Source organism: Pantoea sp. AS142, assembly GCF_037152305.1.
In the GTDB taxonomy this organism is placed as follows: Bacteria; Pseudomonadota; Gammaproteobacteria; order Enterobacterales; family Enterobacteriaceae; genus Pantoea.
Map to the genome: position 1 here is coordinate 49931 of NZ_JBBCMO010000013.1, position 16056 is coordinate 65986.

Annotated in this window: 16 protein-coding genes; 12 read left to right on the forward strand and 4 right to left on the reverse strand. The window is 54.0% G+C overall.

Features of this window, described 5'->3' with window-relative positions; all coding sequences use genetic code 11:
* Positions 1 to 24: 24 nt before the first annotated feature.
* Both grxC and WFO64_RS19920 read right to left on the reverse strand, forming a co-directional pair.
* Positions 25 to 279: a glutaredoxin 3 gene (gene grxC, locus WFO64_RS19915; RefSeq protein WP_337013760.1), complete on the reverse strand. Its 255-nt coding sequence runs from the start codon at positions 277 to 279 to the stop codon at positions 25 to 27.
* A 19-nt stretch (positions 280 to 298) separates the two neighbouring features.
* On the reverse strand, positions 299 to 730 hold the full coding sequence (locus WFO64_RS19920) for a rhodanese-like domain-containing protein (protein ID WP_337013761.1): 432 nt from the start codon (positions 728 to 730) through the stop codon (positions 299 to 301).
* Between the two features lie 252 nt (positions 731 to 982).
* Between WFO64_RS19920 and envC the strand changes: the two genes are divergently transcribed.
* The 4 genes from envC (at position 983) to WFO64_RS19940 (ending at position 5428) form a co-directional block, all read left to right on the forward strand.
* A complete protein-coding gene (gene envC / locus WFO64_RS19925) occupies positions 983 to 2284 on the forward strand; it encodes a murein hydrolase activator EnvC (RefSeq protein ID WP_337013762.1) in 1302 nt (433 codons plus the stop codon).
* 3 nt (positions 2285 to 2287) lie between these two features.
* Entirely contained in the window at positions 2288 to 3190 is a 903-nt protein-coding gene (locus tag WFO64_RS19930; protein WP_337013763.1) for a divergent polysaccharide deacetylase family protein, read from the forward strand.
* A 104-nt stretch (positions 3191 to 3294) separates the two neighbouring features.
* Positions 3295 to 4524 carry a glycosyltransferase gene (locus WFO64_RS19935; RefSeq protein WP_337013764.1) on the forward strand — a complete coding sequence of 410 codons (1230 nt, stop codon included), beginning with the start codon at positions 3295 to 3297 and terminating at the stop codon, positions 4522 to 4524.
* Positions 4517 to 5428: a hypothetical protein gene (locus WFO64_RS19940; RefSeq protein WP_337013765.1), complete on the forward strand. Its 912-nt coding sequence runs from the start codon at positions 4517 to 4519 to the stop codon at positions 5426 to 5428. Before WFO64_RS19935 ends, WFO64_RS19940 begins: the two co-directional genes overlap by 8 nt.
* Before the next feature lie 27 nt (positions 5429 to 5455).
* On the opposite strand, the gene tdh is transcribed toward WFO64_RS19940, so the two are convergent.
* Together tdh and WFO64_RS19950 are read right to left on the reverse strand one after the other, a co-directional pair.
* Entirely contained in the window at positions 5456 to 6484 is a 1029-nt protein-coding gene (gene tdh, locus WFO64_RS19945; RefSeq protein WP_337013766.1) for an L-threonine 3-dehydrogenase, read from the reverse strand.
* A 10-nt stretch (positions 6485 to 6494) separates the two neighbouring features.
* Complete coding sequence (locus WFO64_RS19950) at positions 6495 to 7691, reverse strand: glycine C-acetyltransferase (protein WP_337013816.1); 1197 nt, start codon at positions 7689 to 7691, stop codon at positions 6495 to 6497.
* A 230-nt stretch (positions 7692 to 7921) separates the two neighbouring features.
* Between WFO64_RS19950 and rfaD the strand changes: the two genes are divergently transcribed.
* The 8 genes from rfaD (at position 7922) to WFO64_RS19990 (ending at position 16029) form a co-directional block, all read left to right on the forward strand.
* The gene (gene rfaD / locus WFO64_RS19955; protein WP_337013817.1) at positions 7922 to 8854 is read left to right on the forward strand and encodes an ADP-glyceromanno-heptose 6-epimerase; all 933 of its coding nucleotides are present in this window, start codon (positions 7922 to 7924) and stop codon (positions 8852 to 8854) included.
* 17 nt (positions 8855 to 8871) lie between these two features.
* Positions 8872 to 9927, forward strand: coding sequence for an ADP-heptose--LPS heptosyltransferase RfaF (rfaF, locus tag WFO64_RS19960; RefSeq protein ID WP_337013767.1), 1056 nt, complete (start codon positions 8872 to 8874; stop codon positions 9925 to 9927).
* Positions 9915 to 10892, forward strand: a complete 978-nt coding sequence (gene rfaC / locus WFO64_RS19965) for a lipopolysaccharide heptosyltransferase RfaC (RefSeq protein WP_337013768.1) — start codon at positions 9915 to 9917, stop codon at positions 10890 to 10892. Before rfaF ends, rfaC begins: the two co-directional genes overlap by 13 nt.
* Positions 10889 to 11965, forward strand: coding sequence for a glycosyltransferase family 9 protein (locus WFO64_RS19970; protein WP_337013769.1), 1077 nt, complete (start codon positions 10889 to 10891; stop codon positions 11963 to 11965). Before rfaC ends, WFO64_RS19970 begins: the two co-directional genes overlap by 4 nt.
* 9 nt (positions 11966 to 11974) lie before the next feature.
* Positions 11975 to 12979: a glycosyltransferase family 8 protein gene (locus WFO64_RS19975; RefSeq protein WP_337013770.1), complete on the forward strand. Its 1005-nt coding sequence runs from the start codon at positions 11975 to 11977 to the stop codon at positions 12977 to 12979.
* A 324-nt stretch (positions 12980 to 13303) separates the two neighbouring features.
* Positions 13304 to 13753, forward strand: a complete 450-nt coding sequence (locus WFO64_RS19980) for a glycosyltransferase (RefSeq protein ID WP_337013771.1) — start codon at positions 13304 to 13306, stop codon at positions 13751 to 13753.
* A 73-nt stretch (positions 13754 to 13826) separates the two neighbouring features.
* Positions 13827 to 14903: a putative lipopolysaccharide heptosyltransferase III gene (rfaQ, locus tag WFO64_RS19985; RefSeq protein ID WP_337013772.1), complete on the forward strand. Its 1077-nt coding sequence runs from the start codon at positions 13827 to 13829 to the stop codon at positions 14901 to 14903.
* Positions 14896 to 16029, forward strand: coding sequence for a glycosyltransferase family 4 protein (locus WFO64_RS19990; RefSeq protein WP_337013773.1), 1134 nt, complete (start codon positions 14896 to 14898; stop codon positions 16027 to 16029). Before rfaQ ends, WFO64_RS19990 begins: the two co-directional genes overlap by 8 nt.
* Positions 16030 to 16056: the final 27 nt, after the last annotated feature.

Sequence of the window (16056 nt, forward strand, 5' to 3'; positions counted from 1 at the left end):
TATATGAGATTGTCCGGCGTAAAATTACGCCTGCAGTAAGGGATCTAAACCTTCGCGATTATCGAGTGCGAATAAGTCATCGCAGCCACCAATGTGCTGCGCATCAATAAAAATCTGAGGTACGGTAGTACGGCCGCTACGCTTGATCATCTCTTCGCGTTTTGCCGTGTCTCCATCAATGGGGATCTCCTGAAACGTAACGCCTTTTTGCGTTAACAGCGCCTTCGCCCGATGGCAGTAGGGACAGGTGGCTTTGGTATACATTTCAACATTTGCCATGATCAGCACCTCTGTAAAATTATTTGCCGCGAACTAAGGGCAGATTTTCACCGCTCCAGCCACTGATACCCTCTTTCAGCACTGAAACCTGCTCAAAGCCTGCAGCGCTCAAATGCGCAGCAGAATCACCCGCGCTTTGTCCGGTTGCACATACCACAATTATGGGCTGCGCTTTATGCTTTGCCAGTTCGTCTACGTTGCCTTTTTTAATCTCAGCGGCTGCCACATTCAGCGCACCTGAAATATGCCCCCTGCGGAAATCGTCGCGCGAACGCACGTCTACCACTACCGCGTCCTCTTTGTTAATCAGGCGGGTGGCTTCACCGCGGCTGATCGTTTTTACCTTAGAGAACATTCCTTTAACGGTAGTCACAATCACCAGAACGAGTAAAACGACCCATGCCAGACTCAGGATGGGGTGATTGCTTGCAAACTGCATAATTTCTTGCATGAGGGGTAACGACTCCAGACCGGGCTAATAAGCTAAAACAAGGGTTCTGAGTATACCTGCGCCACTTCGCATGTACAGATGCTATGCGGCCAGAGTATCGATTTGTGCGCCATTTTCCAAAAAAAGTGGCTGAATAGCAAAAATGGCGTAAGGCTTAATCCATCTCATGGCGAAAGTGGACATAACTGGAAAAGCAAATGCCCGTGGGGAGCACTGGTAAGCGGCGGTTCATCGTGGAATAATCATTGGCCTATGAAGGGAAAAACAACCGTTTCGCACACAAGGACCCGTCCCAACGGCCATAACCTGCCGTTGTTCACACACTTGTCCAGCCTCTCCCTTAGCCTGCTTTGTGCGGGGGCATTGTTATTGCCCATCGCCGCCCCTGGTGCAGAAGATAGCAAATCTCAGTTGCAATCTATTCAGCAAAACATTGCTGAAAAAGAGAAAAGCGTCAAAACGCAGAAGGTGCAGCGCAGCAAATTACTGGATCAACTGCAAAGCCAGGAAAAAATCATCGCTCAGGCAAGCCGTCAACTGCGTGACACCCGCAACAGTCTTACCGCGCTGAATGACGAGATCAAACAGCTCGCCACCTCCATCGTCCGGCTTGAAAAACAGCAAACCCAGCAGGAAAGCTTGCTTTCAAAGCAACTTGATGCGGCGTTTCGTCAAGGGAAGCACAACGGCGTACAGCTTTTGATGGGCGGTGAAGAGAGTCAGCGTAGTGAGCGTATTCTGGCCTACTTCGGCTATCTTAATGCTGCCCGCCAGAAAAGTATCGAATCGCTGCAAAAGACACGCCAGGACTTAGATCAGCAACGCGCCACGCTGGAGCTGAAGCAGCAGCAGCAGAAGGGCTTATTGGCGCAGCAGCAGGGCCAGCAACAGAAATTGCAACAGGCGAGCGACGCGCGTAAAAAGACCCTGGCTTCACTGGAAAGCGCGCTGGAAAAAGATCAGGCCGATCTGGTCGAGATGCGTCAGAATGAAAGCCGTCTGCAGGATAAGATCGCCCGGGCGGAACGCGAGGCGCGTGAGCGCGCAGCCCGTGAAGCGCGTGAGGCGGAAAAAGTGCGTCAGCGCCAGGCGCAGGCGAAAGCTAAAGGCTCCAGCTATCAGCCGACCCAGAGCGAACGCGAACTGGTGGCCCGCACCGGTGGACTTGGTCGCGCGGGCGGACAGGCCTTGTGGCCGGTACACGGGCGCATTGAACATCGCTTTGGTGAACAGCTGCAGGGGGAACTGCGCTGGAAAGGGCTGGTAATTGATGCACGCGAAGGTACCGAGGTAAAAGCTATCGCCGATGGTCGTGTGCTGATGGCCGACTGGTTACAGGGCTATGGTCTGGTGGTTGTGCTGGAGCATGGTAAAGGCGATATGAGCCTGTATGGCTATAACCAAAGTGCGCTGGTGAGCGTGGGTACTCAGGTGAAGGCAGGACAGCCTATCGCGCTGGTCGGCACCAGTGGTGGCCGTGGCACCCCGTCGCTCTATTTTGAAATCCGACGTCAGGGACAGGCCGTCAATCCACTCCCGTGGTTAGGAAAATAGATTTTGCTACAACGTCGAAAAATTCCCGTGCTGTTGAGCGCCCTGCTGTTCAGCTACGCGGCTCAGGCTGCCAAACTGGCCATTGTCATCGATGACGTAGGCTATCGCCCTGCCGAAGAGAACAAGGTCCTACAGATGCCGCAGGCCATTTCAGTGGCTGTATTGCCCAACGCGCCCCATGCCCGTGAAATGGCGACTAAAGCACATCAGAGTGGTCACGAAGTGTTGATCCATCTCCCGATGGCGCCGCTGAGCAAACAGCCACTGGAAAAAGATACGTTAACACCGGAGATGAGCAGCGAAGAGGTTACCCGCATCATGCGTAATGCGGTTAACAACGTGCCTTATGCAGTGGGTCTGAACAACCATATGGGCAGCAGGATGACCTCAAGCCTGCCCGGAATGCAAAAGGTGATGCAGGCGCTGAACCATTACAATCTCTACTTTCTGGATAGCATGACAATCGCCAACAGTCAGGCTATTCCTGCTGCGCAGGGTACCCAGGTCAAAGTACTCAAACGCCGGGTCTTCCTCGATGACATCCAGGATATTAACGCCATCCGCCAGCAGTTCAGTCAGGCGGTGAAGCTGGCACAGCGCGACGGTTACGCCATTGCCATTGGTCATCCCCACCCTACGACCGTGCGGGTACTGCAGCAGATGTTACCCACATTGCCAGCCGACATTACACTGGTTCGCCCCAGCCAGTTGCTGAACGAATCGCTCCGCAACAGCCCCCGGATGCCTGTTGCTCCGGCAAAACCGGTGACACCGCGCTTCCAGCCTGCTGGGCTGTGTAAAGCGAAACAACCGCTGGCGCCTGTTCCTGCCACCAGAGCCTTAACAGTCATTGCTGAAAGCGTGAATCACAGCCCGCTATTTAACACGCTAAAAAATCTGTTCTGAATTTGCTACGAATGCTAAGTATTCAGCTTAGCGTTCATTTATACGCAGAAATTACTATAATCCTGGGTCAGACAACAACGGGCTCTGCGGGAACAGTGATAGGGATGACGATTAATAAACAAAAAATCCTGCTGCTGGATAACGGCAGAGAGTGGGGCGGCGGCACCAACAGTATGCTGGAGCTGTTGAAGCGTATCGATCGTCAAAAGTTTGATATCACCTGCTGCTTCTATCACAACTACAGGCGTGGCAACGACGAAACCATCGAGGCCACGCTGAATGCGCTGGCCATTCCGGTCTTTTTTATTCCGCAAATTAAACAGCCACGCTGGGCAAAATTTGTTAAAGAGACGGCGCGGGCACTGCTGTTTTTCAATAAAAGGCTCAAGAAGCTCGCCATCGACCAGATTGATACACGCTGGCGTATCATGCCCAATGCCAGCAAAATCAATTCACTGCTGCAGCTGGGAAAGTTTGACACGCTCTATATGAATAACCAGCCCAGCACCAATGTGGAAGGTTATCTGGCGGCGCGCAGCCTGGAGGTCGCGGTGGTACAACACTGCCGTATCGATCCAGAACTGGAACCGCGACTGGTAAACATGGTCAATCAGGATTGCCAGGCGGTCATTGCTGTGTCGCAGGGCGTGAATAACACCCTGCGCAGCCATGGTATTGATGCTGAACGTTGTTTTACTGTCAATAACGCTATCGATATCCACCAGCCTCTGCCTGACCGCCTTGAAGTACGCCAACGTTTTAAGCTGTTTCCTTCGACCTTTGTGTTTGGCACGATAGGCTCCCTGATACTACGTAAATCAAATCACCATATTCTGCAGGCGCTGGGCCGTTTTAAACGCGCTAACCCCGACGCAGACTGGAGGATGGTGATTGTCGGAGCGGGTCCGGAACTTCAGCATCTGCTGCAACTCGCGACCGCGGAGAACATCCAGCATCACGTAGTCTTTACGGGCTTTCAGAACAATGCGCTGGATTACCTCACTGCCTTTGATACGTTTATTCTTGCCTCACGCAGTGAAGGCTTACCCCGGGTTGTGCTGGAAGCGATGCTGGTCAATACCGCCGTAGTGGGATCCCGTGTGGTCGGCACTGCCGAATTGATCAGTCATGGCGAAACCGGGCTGCTGTTTGATTATGGCAACGTGGTGCAGCTTACCCAGCAGCTAACCGCGCTGTGGCAGGATGCGGATTTACGTCAAAGCCTGATCATTTCGGCAGCAAAACGCGTACGTGAACAGTACGCCATCGAAACCTATATCAGCGGCGTCGAGAATATTTTGCAAAGCGTCGTCAAACAGAGACCTCATGCTTAATTTTTTAAATCCCCGTCATCGCCACATCAGGGCGAGCCATAACCTGCCTTATTCGAATACAGCAGTTCAGGGTACTGTGCCGGTCACGTCTGTCGTGATTCCCTGCACTGGCGCGGACTATATTGAAGAAGCCTTGCTCAGTGCCGATTTTGCGGCGCGCTTTGCGACACTGGTAGACGAGATCGTGATTGTCAGCGATCAGCCAGCTCATGCCTTTGGCAGCCTGCCAGTAAAAACCCGCGTTGCGACGCTGGATGTTCCGCATCGGGAGGAGAGTTATCGTTACAAACAGATCTATCGCAGTCGCCTGATCAAATTGCAGGCACCCTTACAGGCAAAAGGTAACGGCATTCTGATGATCGATTCCGACCTCAATTTGCTTAAGATGCCTGAGATCATGATGAAGCCAGGCCATCTCTATTCCAGCTTTCGCCAGGGGAAAATGATTGCCAAGCTGGCTGATACGCCGGAAGAGGCGATTCCCGCCTACTACCCGCACAGCATCCGACCGTATCTGGTGGATCACGTTAATGGGGCTTACCTGGCTGCCACGCGTGAAGTCTGGCAGCGCATTTCACCGCTGTGGCTGACGCTGTTTAATGATACCTGGAATTTAATGAACGACAGCCAGCCGCCTACTGACCAGCTGCCGCTCGCGGCGTTGCTGGACATGCTGGATATTAAAACTGTCAATCTGGGGGAATGGGCTAACTGGCCGGTCTCAAAGAAAATTGGCGGTCAGTCAGCGGTGATCCCGCCTGAAGTGGTAGGCGCACATGGCGGCTTTCCACTGTCGGAATGGCAAAAATACCTTGCCGATCCACAACAGCCACTGAACTTTAAAGGCCAGGATTACACGCGCAAAGTGCGCTACCTGACCGACGAAGAGAAAAAGCAAAGCTGATCCTGCGGCCGCCCGGCGGCCGTTGCTTTAATCCCAGCTCAGTATCACTTTTCCCGAGCGTCCAGAACGCATCTCATCAAAACCCTGCTGAAAATCGTCAATCCCATAGCGATGGGTAATAACCGGCGTTAAATCGAGACCGGACTGTATCAGCGCCGCCATTTTGTACCAGGTTTCAAACATCTCCCGGCCATAAATTCCCTTAATAAAAAGCCCCTTGAAGATCACCAGGTTCCAGTCAATCGCCATTTCCCCTGGCGGGATGCCTAGCAGTGCAATCCGTCCACCATGATTCATCACCTCCAACAACGAACGGAACGCGGGGGGCGTACCGGACATTTCCAACCCAACATCAAATCCTTCCGTCATGCCCAGCGAATGCATCACTTCACGAAGGTCTTCCTTCGCCACATTGACTGCGCGCGTGACGCCCATTTTCCGCGCCAGGGCCAGTCGATACTCATTGATGTCAGTGATCACCACGTTACGGGCACCGACATGGCGACAGACCGCAGCGGCCATGATGCCGATAGGACCCGCGCCGGAGATCAGCACATCCTCACCCACCAGATCGAACGATAGTGCGGTATGTACGGCGTTGCCGAACGGATCAAAGATTGCCGCCAGCTCATCGGAAATGTTGTCGGGAATGTTGAACGCATTGAAGGCCGGGATGACCAGATACTCCGCGAAGCATCCCTGGCGGTTAACGCCCACGCCCATACTGTTACGGCATAAATGCGTTCGTCCGGCGCGGCAGTTGCGGCAATGTCCGCAAGTGATATGCCCTTCGCCCGAGACCCGATCCCCAATCGTAAAGCCTTTCACTTCCTGTCCTATCGCGACCACTTCACCCACATATTCATGACCGACAATCATCGGCACCGGAATGGTTTTACGCGACCAGTCATCCCAGTTGTAGATATGGACATCGGTGCCGCAGATGGCGGTTTTACGAATTTTAATCAGCAGATCGTTGTGACCCGGCTCAGGAAACGGCGCATCAGTCACCATCCAGATGCCCGCTTCCTTCTTCAGTTTGGCGAGTGCTTTCATGACGGCCTCCTCAGGCGATGACGCCCAGTTGTTTGCCGATACGGGTAAAGGCCGCCACCGCACGTTCCAACTGTTGTTGGGTGTGCGCCGCAGAGATTTGGGTGCGAATGCGGGCCTGACCTTTTGGCACTACCGGATAGAAGAAGCCGGTAACGTAGATGCCCTCCTTTTGCAGCAGGCGCGCAAACTCCTGGGCAATGCTGGCTTCACCCAGCATCACCGGGATAATGGCGTGATCGGCACCGGCCAGGGTAAAGCCCGCCGCCGTCATCTGCTCCCGGAAGTAACGGGCGTTGTTCCACAGGCGCTGACGCAGTCCGTCGCCTTCGCTGAGCAGATCCAGCACCCGCAGCGAGGCGGCAACAATGGCTGGGGCGAGCGAGTTAGAGAAGAGATAAGGACGTGAACGCTGGCGCAGCCACTCCACTACGTCTGCTTTTGCTGCAGTGTAGCCACCGGACGCGCCACCCAGCGCTTTACCCAGCGTGCCAGTAATAATGTCGACCCGGCCCATGACGTCGCAATACTCATGGGTTCCGCGTCCGGCGTTCCCGACAAAGCCAACCGCATGGGAATCATCCACCATGACCAGCGCGGAGAACTCATCGGCCAGATCGCAGATGGCTGGCAGATTAGCAATCACCCCATCCATTGAGAACACACCATCGGTAGCGATCAGAATATGACGGGCACCTTTATCACGCGCTTCCTGCAGCGAGGCGCGCAGCTGCGCCATATCGTTATTGGCATAGCGGTAACGCTGCGCTTTGCATAGCCGGACGCCATCAATAATGGAAGCGTGGTTCAGCGCATCAGAGATTACCGCATCCTGCGCATCAAGCAGGGTTTCAAACAGGCCGCCGTTGGCATCGAAACAGGAGGAGTAGAGAATGACATCCTCCATACCGAGAAATTTTGCCAGCCTTTTTTCCAGTTGCTTATGGCTGTCCTGCGTACCGCAGATAAAACGCACCGACGCCATGCCAAAGCCATGCGAATCCATCCCTTCTTTTGCCGCCTGAATCAGCGCCGGATGGTTCGCTAAACCTAAGTAGTTATTGGCGCAGAAGTTAATCACTGCCGGATCGCTGCCAACCGCTATATCCGTCTGCTGGGCAGAGGTGATGATCCGCTCCTGTTTAAACAGTCCTTCCTGACGTGCGTCATCAAGTTGCTGACGAAGTTGTTGATAAAATTGCGCAGGCATCATTGCTCTCCTCAGATGGCAAAAACCTGGCATATCTTACTGAACAGATCGCCTCCTCACGATAAATCACCCAACATAATGTCATTTTTGCAGCATAGTTCACGCCACGAGGATGTATGCACACAGCGTTACAGAGTCATCTGGCTGTCTGCACTCTGATGAAATGTTATGATGTGAGGTATTCGTGTGTGAAACCTCCTGTTTCACCCTACAACGTTGAAGGTAACAACATGATTATCGTAACTGGCGGCGCAGGAATGATTGGCAGCAACATCGTCAAAGCGCTGAACGATCGCGGTCACACCGATATTCTGGTGGTGGATAATCTGAAGGATGGCACCAAGTTTGCCAATTTAGTCGACCTCGATATCGTCGATTACATGGACAAAGAAGAGTTCCTGATGAGCGTGATGGCGGGCGATGATTTAGGCCCGATCGAAGCCGTATTCCATCAGGGCGCCTGCTCCTCCACCACCGTGTGGGATGGCAAGTACATGATGGAGAACAACTATCAGTACTCCAAAGAGCTGCTCCACTTCTGTCTTGAGCGCGAGATTCCATTCCTCTACGCCTCTTCCGCGGCAACGTACGGCGGACGCAACGAGAATTTCATTGAAGAGCGTCAGTATGAGCAGCCGCTTAATGTTTATGGCTACTCCAAGATGCTGTTCGACCATTATGTCCGTCAGATGCTGCCGGAAGCGAATTCGCCGGTATGCGGCTTCCGCTATTTCAACGTCTACGGCCCGCATGAAGCCCACAAAGGCAGCATGGCAAGCGTTGCCTTTCATCTGAACACTCAGATCAGCAATGATGAAAATCCAAAACTGTTTGAAGGCAGCGACGGCTTCAAACGTGATTTCATTCACGTTGATGATGTTGCGGAAGTGAACCTGTGGTGCTGGGAAAATGGCGTCTCAGGGATTTACAACTGTGGCACAGGCCGCGCCGAATCTTTCCAGGAAGTGGCTGACGCGGTACTGAAGTTCCATCAAAAGGGTCAGATCGAGTACATCCCGTTCCCGGAAAAACTCAAAGGACGCTATCAGGCCTATACCCAGGCCAATCTCACTAAACTGCGTGCCACCGGCTACGACAAGCCATTCAAAACGGTGGCGCAAGGCGTCGCTGAATATATGGTCTGGCTGAACCGTAACGCATAAAGGAAGCTGCTCCGGCGATGAAAATTCTGGTAATTGGCCCGTCGTGGGTCGGCGATATGATGATGTCGCAAAGTCTCTATCGCACACTCAAGGCCGAACATCCTGATGCAGTGATTGACGTGATGGCACCGGCGTGGTGCCGTTCGTTGCTGTCACGCATGCCGGAGGTGAATCAGGCGCTGGCGATGCCGCTTGGGCATGGCGCGCTGCAAATTGGTGAGCGTCGCCGGTTGGGCAACGTGTTGCGCGCCAGTCACTATGACCGTGCTTATGTACTGCCTAACTCCTTTAAGTCGGCACTGGTTCCCTTCTTTGCTGGCATAAAACGCCGCGTCGGCTGGCGCGGTGAAATGCGCTACGGCCTGCTGAATGATATGCGGGCGCTGGATAAAGCCGCGTTTCCGCTGATGGTTGAGCGCTACATCGCACTGGGCTACGACACCCCCATTGCCTCAGCAGCACAGCTGCCACAGCCGCTGCTGTGGCCAAAACTGCGGGTTGAAGAGCAGGAAAAGATTGAAACGGCCGCACAGTTTCAGCTTGCGGCGACCCGTCCGCTCATCGGTTTTTGTCCGGGTGCTGAATTTGGCCCGGCTAAACGCTGGCCTCACTACCACTATGCCACGCTAGCCCGTCAGTTGATTGCTGAAGGCTTCCAGATTGTGCTGTTTGGCTCAGCCAGGGATCGCCCGACCGGCGAAGAGATAATCGCGGCGCTTCCCGAAGAGGCTCGCGGCCACTGCCGAAATCTGGCCGGTGAAACCCAGCTCGAACAGGCGGTGATTCTGCTGGCGCAATGCCGTGCCGTAGTCAGCAACGACTCTGGCCTGATGCATATCGCCGCAGCGCTGGAACGTCCGCTGGTGGCGCTCTATGGACCAAGCAGCCCTGATTTTACGCCACCGCTGGCGCGCCAGGCGCGTATTATTCGCCTGATTACCGGCTATCACAAAGTGCGTAAAGGCGATGCCGAACAGGGTTATCACCAGAGCCTGATCGCGATTCAGCCTGAGCGCGTGCATCAGACACTGAGCGAACTGCTCGCGCTACAGGAGGTGCCATGCACGTCCTGATTATTAAAACCTCTTCAATGGGTGATGTGCTGCATTCGCTCCCGGCACTGACCGATGCGATGCATGCCATTCCCGGCATCCGTTTTGACTGGGTGGTGGAAGAGAATTTCGCACAGATCCCAGGCTGGCATCCCGCGGTAGATCAGGTATTACCGGTCGCAATTCGCCGCTGGCGCAAACACTGGTTTGGCAGCCAGCAGCGTGAAGAGCGTGTGCTGTTTAAGCGCGCGTTACAGTCACGTAAGTACGATATTGTGATTGATGCTCAGGGGCTGATCAAAAGTGCCGCGCTGGTCACCCGCTTAGCGAAAGGGGTGAAGCATGGGCAGGACAGCCGCAGCGCCCGTGAGCCGTTTGCCAGCTGGTGGTATGACGTCCGCCATGAGATCAGTAAGCAACAACACGCGGTTGAACGAACGCGCGAACTGTTCGCCAAAAGCCTGGGCTATGAAAAGCCGCAAAACCAGGGTGACTATGCGATTGCCGGGCACTTCCTGCCTCATCTGCCCGCTGACGCCCATCGTTACCTGGTCTTTCTGCATGCCACGACACGTGACAACAAGCACTGGCCGGAATCGCATTGGCGACAGCTGATTGAGCAGATGCAGCCCAACGGGCTACGGGTGAAATTGCCCTGGGGTACTGAACATGAGCATCAGCGTGCGCAGCGCCTTGCTGAAGGATTCGACCATGTCGATGTGCTGCCTAAGCTAACGCTGGAAGCGATAGCAAAGCAGTTGGCGGGCACACGAGCGGTAGTCTCGGTGGACACCGGATTAAGCCATCTGACGGCGGCACTGGATCGACCCAACCTCACGCTGTATGGCCCGACCGATCCCGGATTGATTGGCGGTTATGGCCAGAACCAACGGGCACTGAGCGCCCCGAATCATAATCTGGCGGAGCTGACTGCGGACACGGTGGCAGAAAAACTGCAGGCCGTTATTACGGAAAATATGCCATGAACTATGTGCTGATCTACCTGCTCCTGCTGCCTTTGCGGACCCTGATACGGCTGTTCTACCGGCCAACCGGCCGCAGCCTGATCATTCAGACGGCGAAGATCGGTGATTTTATTAATATCACCCCGATGCTGCGCGCGCTGGGTCAGTCTGAACTGCTGATCAGCAAAGCGGTGGAACCGCTGGCGCGTCACGATGACACAGTCAGCCGCTATTTTCTGATTGAAGAAGCAAAGCGCAGCTTTTTTGCCAAACTGAAGCTCGCATTTACCCTGATGAACCGTTATGACAACGTCTATCTGGTACAGCCAAACAGCATAAACCTGTTTTTTGCAGCGTTATGCAACGCACCAAACAAGCAGTTTCTGCGTACCTATGTGCGTAAATCCTACCATGCGACCTTTTATCGCAGCGCCAGCGGCATCGTCGACCACGCTAAAACGGATTTAACGCTCGACAGTTACCTGAAGCTGATTAACCGCGACTACCGCTACACCGATTTTCCCAAGCATGCGACCTCACCACTCTGGCAGCCGCCCTCGCCGCCCGCCGTTCTGCTGAATCCGCGCAACGGCATTAAAATAGGCATCAGTATTTCGGCCGGTAATCGCGCCAAAACCATTCCTGCCAGTATCTGGCAGCAGCTAATGGCGTCGCTGGCTGACCTGCCCTGCACCTTTTATGTTTTTGGCCCCCCAGCTGAGCAGCCGTGGCTGGATGAATTACTGAATCTGACCGGCCCAACAGAAAATATCGTCAGTCTGATTGGTGAGCTAAAACTGGAAGAGGTTCCGTGGGCAATTGCGCAGATGAATTTCTATATTTCATCTGACTCTGGCAATGCGTATATTGCTGACGCACAGCGGGTACCGGTGATCATGCTTTATGGGCCATGTGAAGTCAGGGAACAGCGTCCGGTCAATAACGTTTTGTTCATCGGACCGGATAATATTACTGCGTCGACGTTCGTTTTTGCCACCCGTTTTCAGTTTGATCAGCCTGCTGAAAAATTATTTGGGCTGGATCACGACAAACTGACTAGAATACAAACGTTTATTACTCATAATCTGGAATAGTGAAGCGTAATGGCAATTTCCCCTCTTGCTGACGCCGTTCAGCAAAGTCAGCTACTGGTTAATACGCTTGCTGACACGGATGACAATCCGGTTCACGTTGCGTTTGGCATAAACCATGCCTACGCACGCGGTCTGGGCATTACGTTGTTTTCACTTCTCAGCCATCATCCTGATACCGCTTTCCATGCCCATATTTTCTCAGACTCGCTACGCGAAGAGGATGTGGAGAAACTGCGTTCGCTGGGCACGGGCCACCGTCTGGCGATCACACTGCATATCTTTAACAGTGCCTGGGTTGATCAGCTGCCTGCGGTCGGTCGCTACCCCAAAAGTATCCACTATCGTTTCCTGATCCCTGAAACCGTGGCGAGCTACAGCGATCGGGTGATCTATATTGATTCTGATACTCTGGTGGTGGGCGACTACTCTCCTCTGTTCACTTTGGATATCACTGATTACACGCTGGCGGCCTGTAATGACACACCGCGTGCGCGGCAGAACCAGTGCGCAAGGCTGGGACTGAAGCATCATCACTATTTCAACTCCGGCTTTATGCTGATTAATATTCCCCGCTGGCTCTCCAGGCAGACTACCGCGCGCATTACCGACGTGCTGGTGACGCGGGGCGCAGAGTTTAGCTTTCCCGATCAGGATGCGCTGAATATCGTGCTGGAGGAGGAGATCCTGATCCTGCCGGACCGCTATAACCACATTTACGACATCATCGCCAATAAAGTCTGGGATCACTCTGGCGTGCCTCAGGACACTGTGATGATTCATTACACCGGTAAATGCAAACCCTGGCATGCATGGGCCGGCAGCGATCTTTCCCAGCACTACTACAGCTATTACCAACGCTCACCCTGGGCTTCACAACCCCTTGACACACCAAAACATTATAAAGAGATGAAGCGATTCGCCCGCATAAAATGGCATCAGAAACAGTATGCTGAAAGCATCAGCTGGATGATGAATTATGTCAGGCTAAAGTTTTTTAAACAGAGCGAGCAATAGCGCTCACGGGCTTATCAGATTGATGCAGGCGCTGTTATTTCAGCGCCTGACTTTCCCGCAATTCATCCCGCCTGCACTTTGCCACAGCCTTCATAAAAACGACACTGACAGAAAACCGGCATAATAATCCGTTTACCTGCAAGACCACTTTGCCTAAAAAAAGCACATATCACGCCCTATCACTGCCGGGCGTGGTTTTTAGTAAAGCAGGGATGCCACACCGTTTTATAATCGTGAACGTCCTGATTTCATTCTGCTGTTTTGGAAATGATTTATGACGAGGCCAGGCCCTTTCGCAGTGAATACAACGCTGGTGCAGATGTCATGAGTACTTCTCCTCTGCTGAGTATCATTACGCCGATGTACAACGCGGGCAGCATGTTTGATGAGTTCATGCAGTCATTGCTGGCGCAGACGCTGACCGCGCTGGAGATCATTATTGTCGATGACGGTTCTACCGACGGATCAGGCGAGCGCGCCGACCAGTTTGCACAACACTATTCTCACATTCGTGTGATTCATCAGGAAAATGGCGGCGTGTCGCGCGCCCGTAACAGCGGTCTGGCGATAGCCCGCGGGAAATATGTCACCTTCCCGGATGCGGATGACACCCTGCAACCCGATATGTATCAGACGCTGGTGACGCTGGCGGAAGCAGATGATTTGGATGCGACCCGAACCCACCTGCGTATGTTACGCAATGCCCGGGGGATTAAGCAGTGGTATCAGTTGCTGTTGTGGCTGGCCCGGCTCTATCGCTGGCGTGCTAAATAACCTTTGAGGCTGGCTTTATCCTAAAAAGGGTTTGCCCTACAATCGGTTCACTGAATTCTGAGAACTCTTGTTTATGGCCAGCCTGACTCCAGCAAACATCTCTCCAAAAAATATATTACTTATTAAGCTGCGCCATCATGGTGACATGCTGCTCACAACGCCCGCCATCAACGCGCTTCGCCAGCGCTATCCGCAGGCCTGCATCGACGTATTACTCTATCAGGAGACGCGCCCGATACTGGAAGCTCATCCGGCTATCCGCCATTTGCACGTCATCGATCGCAAATGGAAACAGGAGGGCACCTGGCGCAAGCTGGGCCATGAACGTGCATTAATTCGCGCCGTACGTGACGCACATTATGATCTGGTGATTAATCTGGCCGATCAGTGGCGCGCTGCTCTGATTACCCGGCTCTCCGCGGCGCCAGTTCGCATCGGTTTCGCTTTTAAAAAACGGGATAACATCCTGTGGCAATGGTGTCATAACCGACTCGTCCCCACACACAATCACAGCAAACTGCATACCGTTGAGCAGAATATGTCGGCGCTGGCCCCCCTCGGAATTAGCAGCGACGGCGCCCGCGTCTCAATGCACTACAGCGACTCTGACCAGCAAATTGTGCTGGCCAGACTGGCGGAACATCATGTCACCGCATCCTATATTGTGGTGCAGCCGACCTCACGCTGGGGCTTTAAATGCTGGGAAGAGGAGAGCGTGGCTGCCACACTTGATCAGCTGGCACAGCCGGGCCGGAAAGTGGTGCTGACCGCCGGGCCGGACAAACAGGAGCTGGCAATGATTAACCGCATCCGGGCGCTATGTGCGTCGCCGGATGTGGTTTCGCTGGCGGGTCAGTTTACTCTGCCGCAGCTGGCGGCGCTTATCGATCATGCCCGGTTGTTTATTGGTGTCGACTCCGCACCGATGCATATGGCCGCCGCGCTTGAAACACCCTGTATTGCGCTGTTTGGCCCGACCAAACTGCAGCACTGGCGGCCCTGGGGCGACAACAATCATGTTATCTGGGCGGGCGATTATGGCCCGCTGCCCTCACCCGATTCTATCGACACCAAAACTGACCAGCGTTATCTCTCGGCCATTCCGGTGAAGGATGTGGTCGCGGCAGCGAGGAGCTACCTGAATGAGTAAGTTACGGCTGGCGATTGTCAGGCAGAAATATCGTCCGGATGGGGGTGCCGAGCGTTTTATCTCACGCGCACTGGAGGCGCTGGGCAGTGAACAGCTCGATCTCAATATCATTACCCGCAGCTGGCAGGGCGCGCCCAATCCTGACTGGCATCTGCATATCTGTAATCCCGCAAAGCTGGGACGGGTTTCCCGCGAGCGCGGTTTTGCCCGTGCAGCCCGCGCCTGCTGGGAGCGCGAAAAATTCGATATTGTGCAAAGCCATGAACGCATCGCTGGCTGTGACATTTTTCGCGCGGGTGATGGTGTTCATCGCGTCTGGCTGGAACAGCGCGCGCGTATCGTCTCATCGTGGCAACGGCTGAGTGCTGCACTCAGTCCTTATCACCGTTATGTTCTGCAGGCAGAAGCGGAGATGTTTAACTCCCCGACGCTGAAAGCGGTGATCTGCAACTCTGACATGGTAAAGCGGGATATCCTGCGCTGTTTCTCACTCGACGCCCGGAAAATCCACGTTATCCATAACGCTATCGACACCCGCCGTTTCCAGCCCGCCACGGAAGCGACCCGTCATGCGACCCGTCAGCAGCTGGCGCTGCCCGATGCCGCTACCGTACTGATTTATGTCGGCTCCGGTTTTGAGCGCAAGGGGCTAAAAGCGGCGATACAGGCGCTGGCCGCCAGCGATCGTTATCTGATAGTGGTGGGACAGGATAAGCAACTGCAACGTTATCAGCAGCTGGCAAACCAGCTTAACTGCCTGGATCGTCTGCGCTTTGTTGGCGTACAACAGGATGTTCAGCAGTTCTATCACGCGGCAGATGGCCTGCTGCTGCCCACGCTCTACGATCCATTCCCTAATGTGGTGCTGGAGGCGATGGCTTGCGGCCTACCGGTGATTACCAGCACGGGCTGCGGCGGTGCAGAATTTATTACTGCTGGTCAGGAAGGTTTCGTCTGCGATGCACTGGATATCAATGGGTTAAATCAGGCTGTTAACGCTATCCCGGCGCTTTCCATCGATTCACAAATGGGCAACGCAGCGCGGCGAAAAATTGAACCTTACGGCCCACAACGCCTGGCGCAGGCGCTGACTTCGCTTTATCAACAGGTACTGAGCAGCAACTGACAATGTGGGATGAGTGCATGCGGTGTT

Excerpts from the sequence above, each read along its gene's own strand:
- WFO64_RS19990 (WP_337013773.1), top strand. The coding sequence starts at position 14,896 with ATGAGTAAGTTACGGCTGGCGATTGTCAGGCAGAAATATCGTCCGGAT.
- grxC (WP_337013760.1), bottom strand. The coding sequence starts at position 279 with ATGGCAAATGTTGAAATGTATACCAAAGCCACCTGTCCCTACTGCCAT.
- rfaF (WP_337013767.1), top strand. The coding sequence starts at position 8,872 with ATGAAAATTCTGGTAATTGGCCCGTCGTGGGTCGGCGATATGATGATG.
- WFO64_RS19970 (WP_337013769.1), top strand. The coding sequence starts at position 10,889 with ATGAACTATGTGCTGATCTACCTGCTCCTGCTGCCTTTGCGGACCCTG.
- rfaC (WP_337013768.1), top strand. The coding sequence starts at position 9,915 with ATGCACGTCCTGATTATTAAAACCTCTTCAATGGGTGATGTGCTGCAT.
- rfaD (WP_337013817.1), top strand. The coding sequence starts at position 7,922 with ATGATTATCGTAACTGGCGGCGCAGGAATGATTGGCAGCAACATCGTC.
- rfaQ (WP_337013772.1), top strand. The coding sequence starts at position 13,827 with ATGGCCAGCCTGACTCCAGCAAACATCTCTCCAAAAAATATATTACTT.
- WFO64_RS19975 (WP_337013770.1), top strand. The coding sequence starts at position 11,975 with ATGGCAATTTCCCCTCTTGCTGACGCCGTTCAGCAAAGTCAGCTACTG.
- tdh (WP_337013766.1), bottom strand. The coding sequence starts at position 6,484 with ATGAAAGCACTCGCCAAACTGAAGAAGGAAGCGGGCATCTGGATGGTG.
- WFO64_RS19980 (WP_337013771.1), top strand. The coding sequence starts at position 13,304 with ATGAGTACTTCTCCTCTGCTGAGTATCATTACGCCGATGTACAACGCG.
- envC (WP_337013762.1), top strand. The coding sequence starts at position 983 with ATGAAGGGAAAAACAACCGTTTCGCACACAAGGACCCGTCCCAACGGC.
- WFO64_RS19950 (WP_337013816.1), bottom strand. The coding sequence starts at position 7,691 with ATGCCTGCGCAATTTTATCAACAACTTCGTCAGCAACTTGATGACGCA.
- WFO64_RS19940 (WP_337013765.1), top strand. The coding sequence starts at position 4,517 with ATGCTTAATTTTTTAAATCCCCGTCATCGCCACATCAGGGCGAGCCAT.
- WFO64_RS19920 (WP_337013761.1), bottom strand. The coding sequence starts at position 730 with ATGCAAGAAATTATGCAGTTTGCAAGCAATCACCCCATCCTGAGTCTG.
- WFO64_RS19935 (WP_337013764.1), top strand. The coding sequence starts at position 3,295 with ATGACGATTAATAAACAAAAAATCCTGCTGCTGGATAACGGCAGAGAG.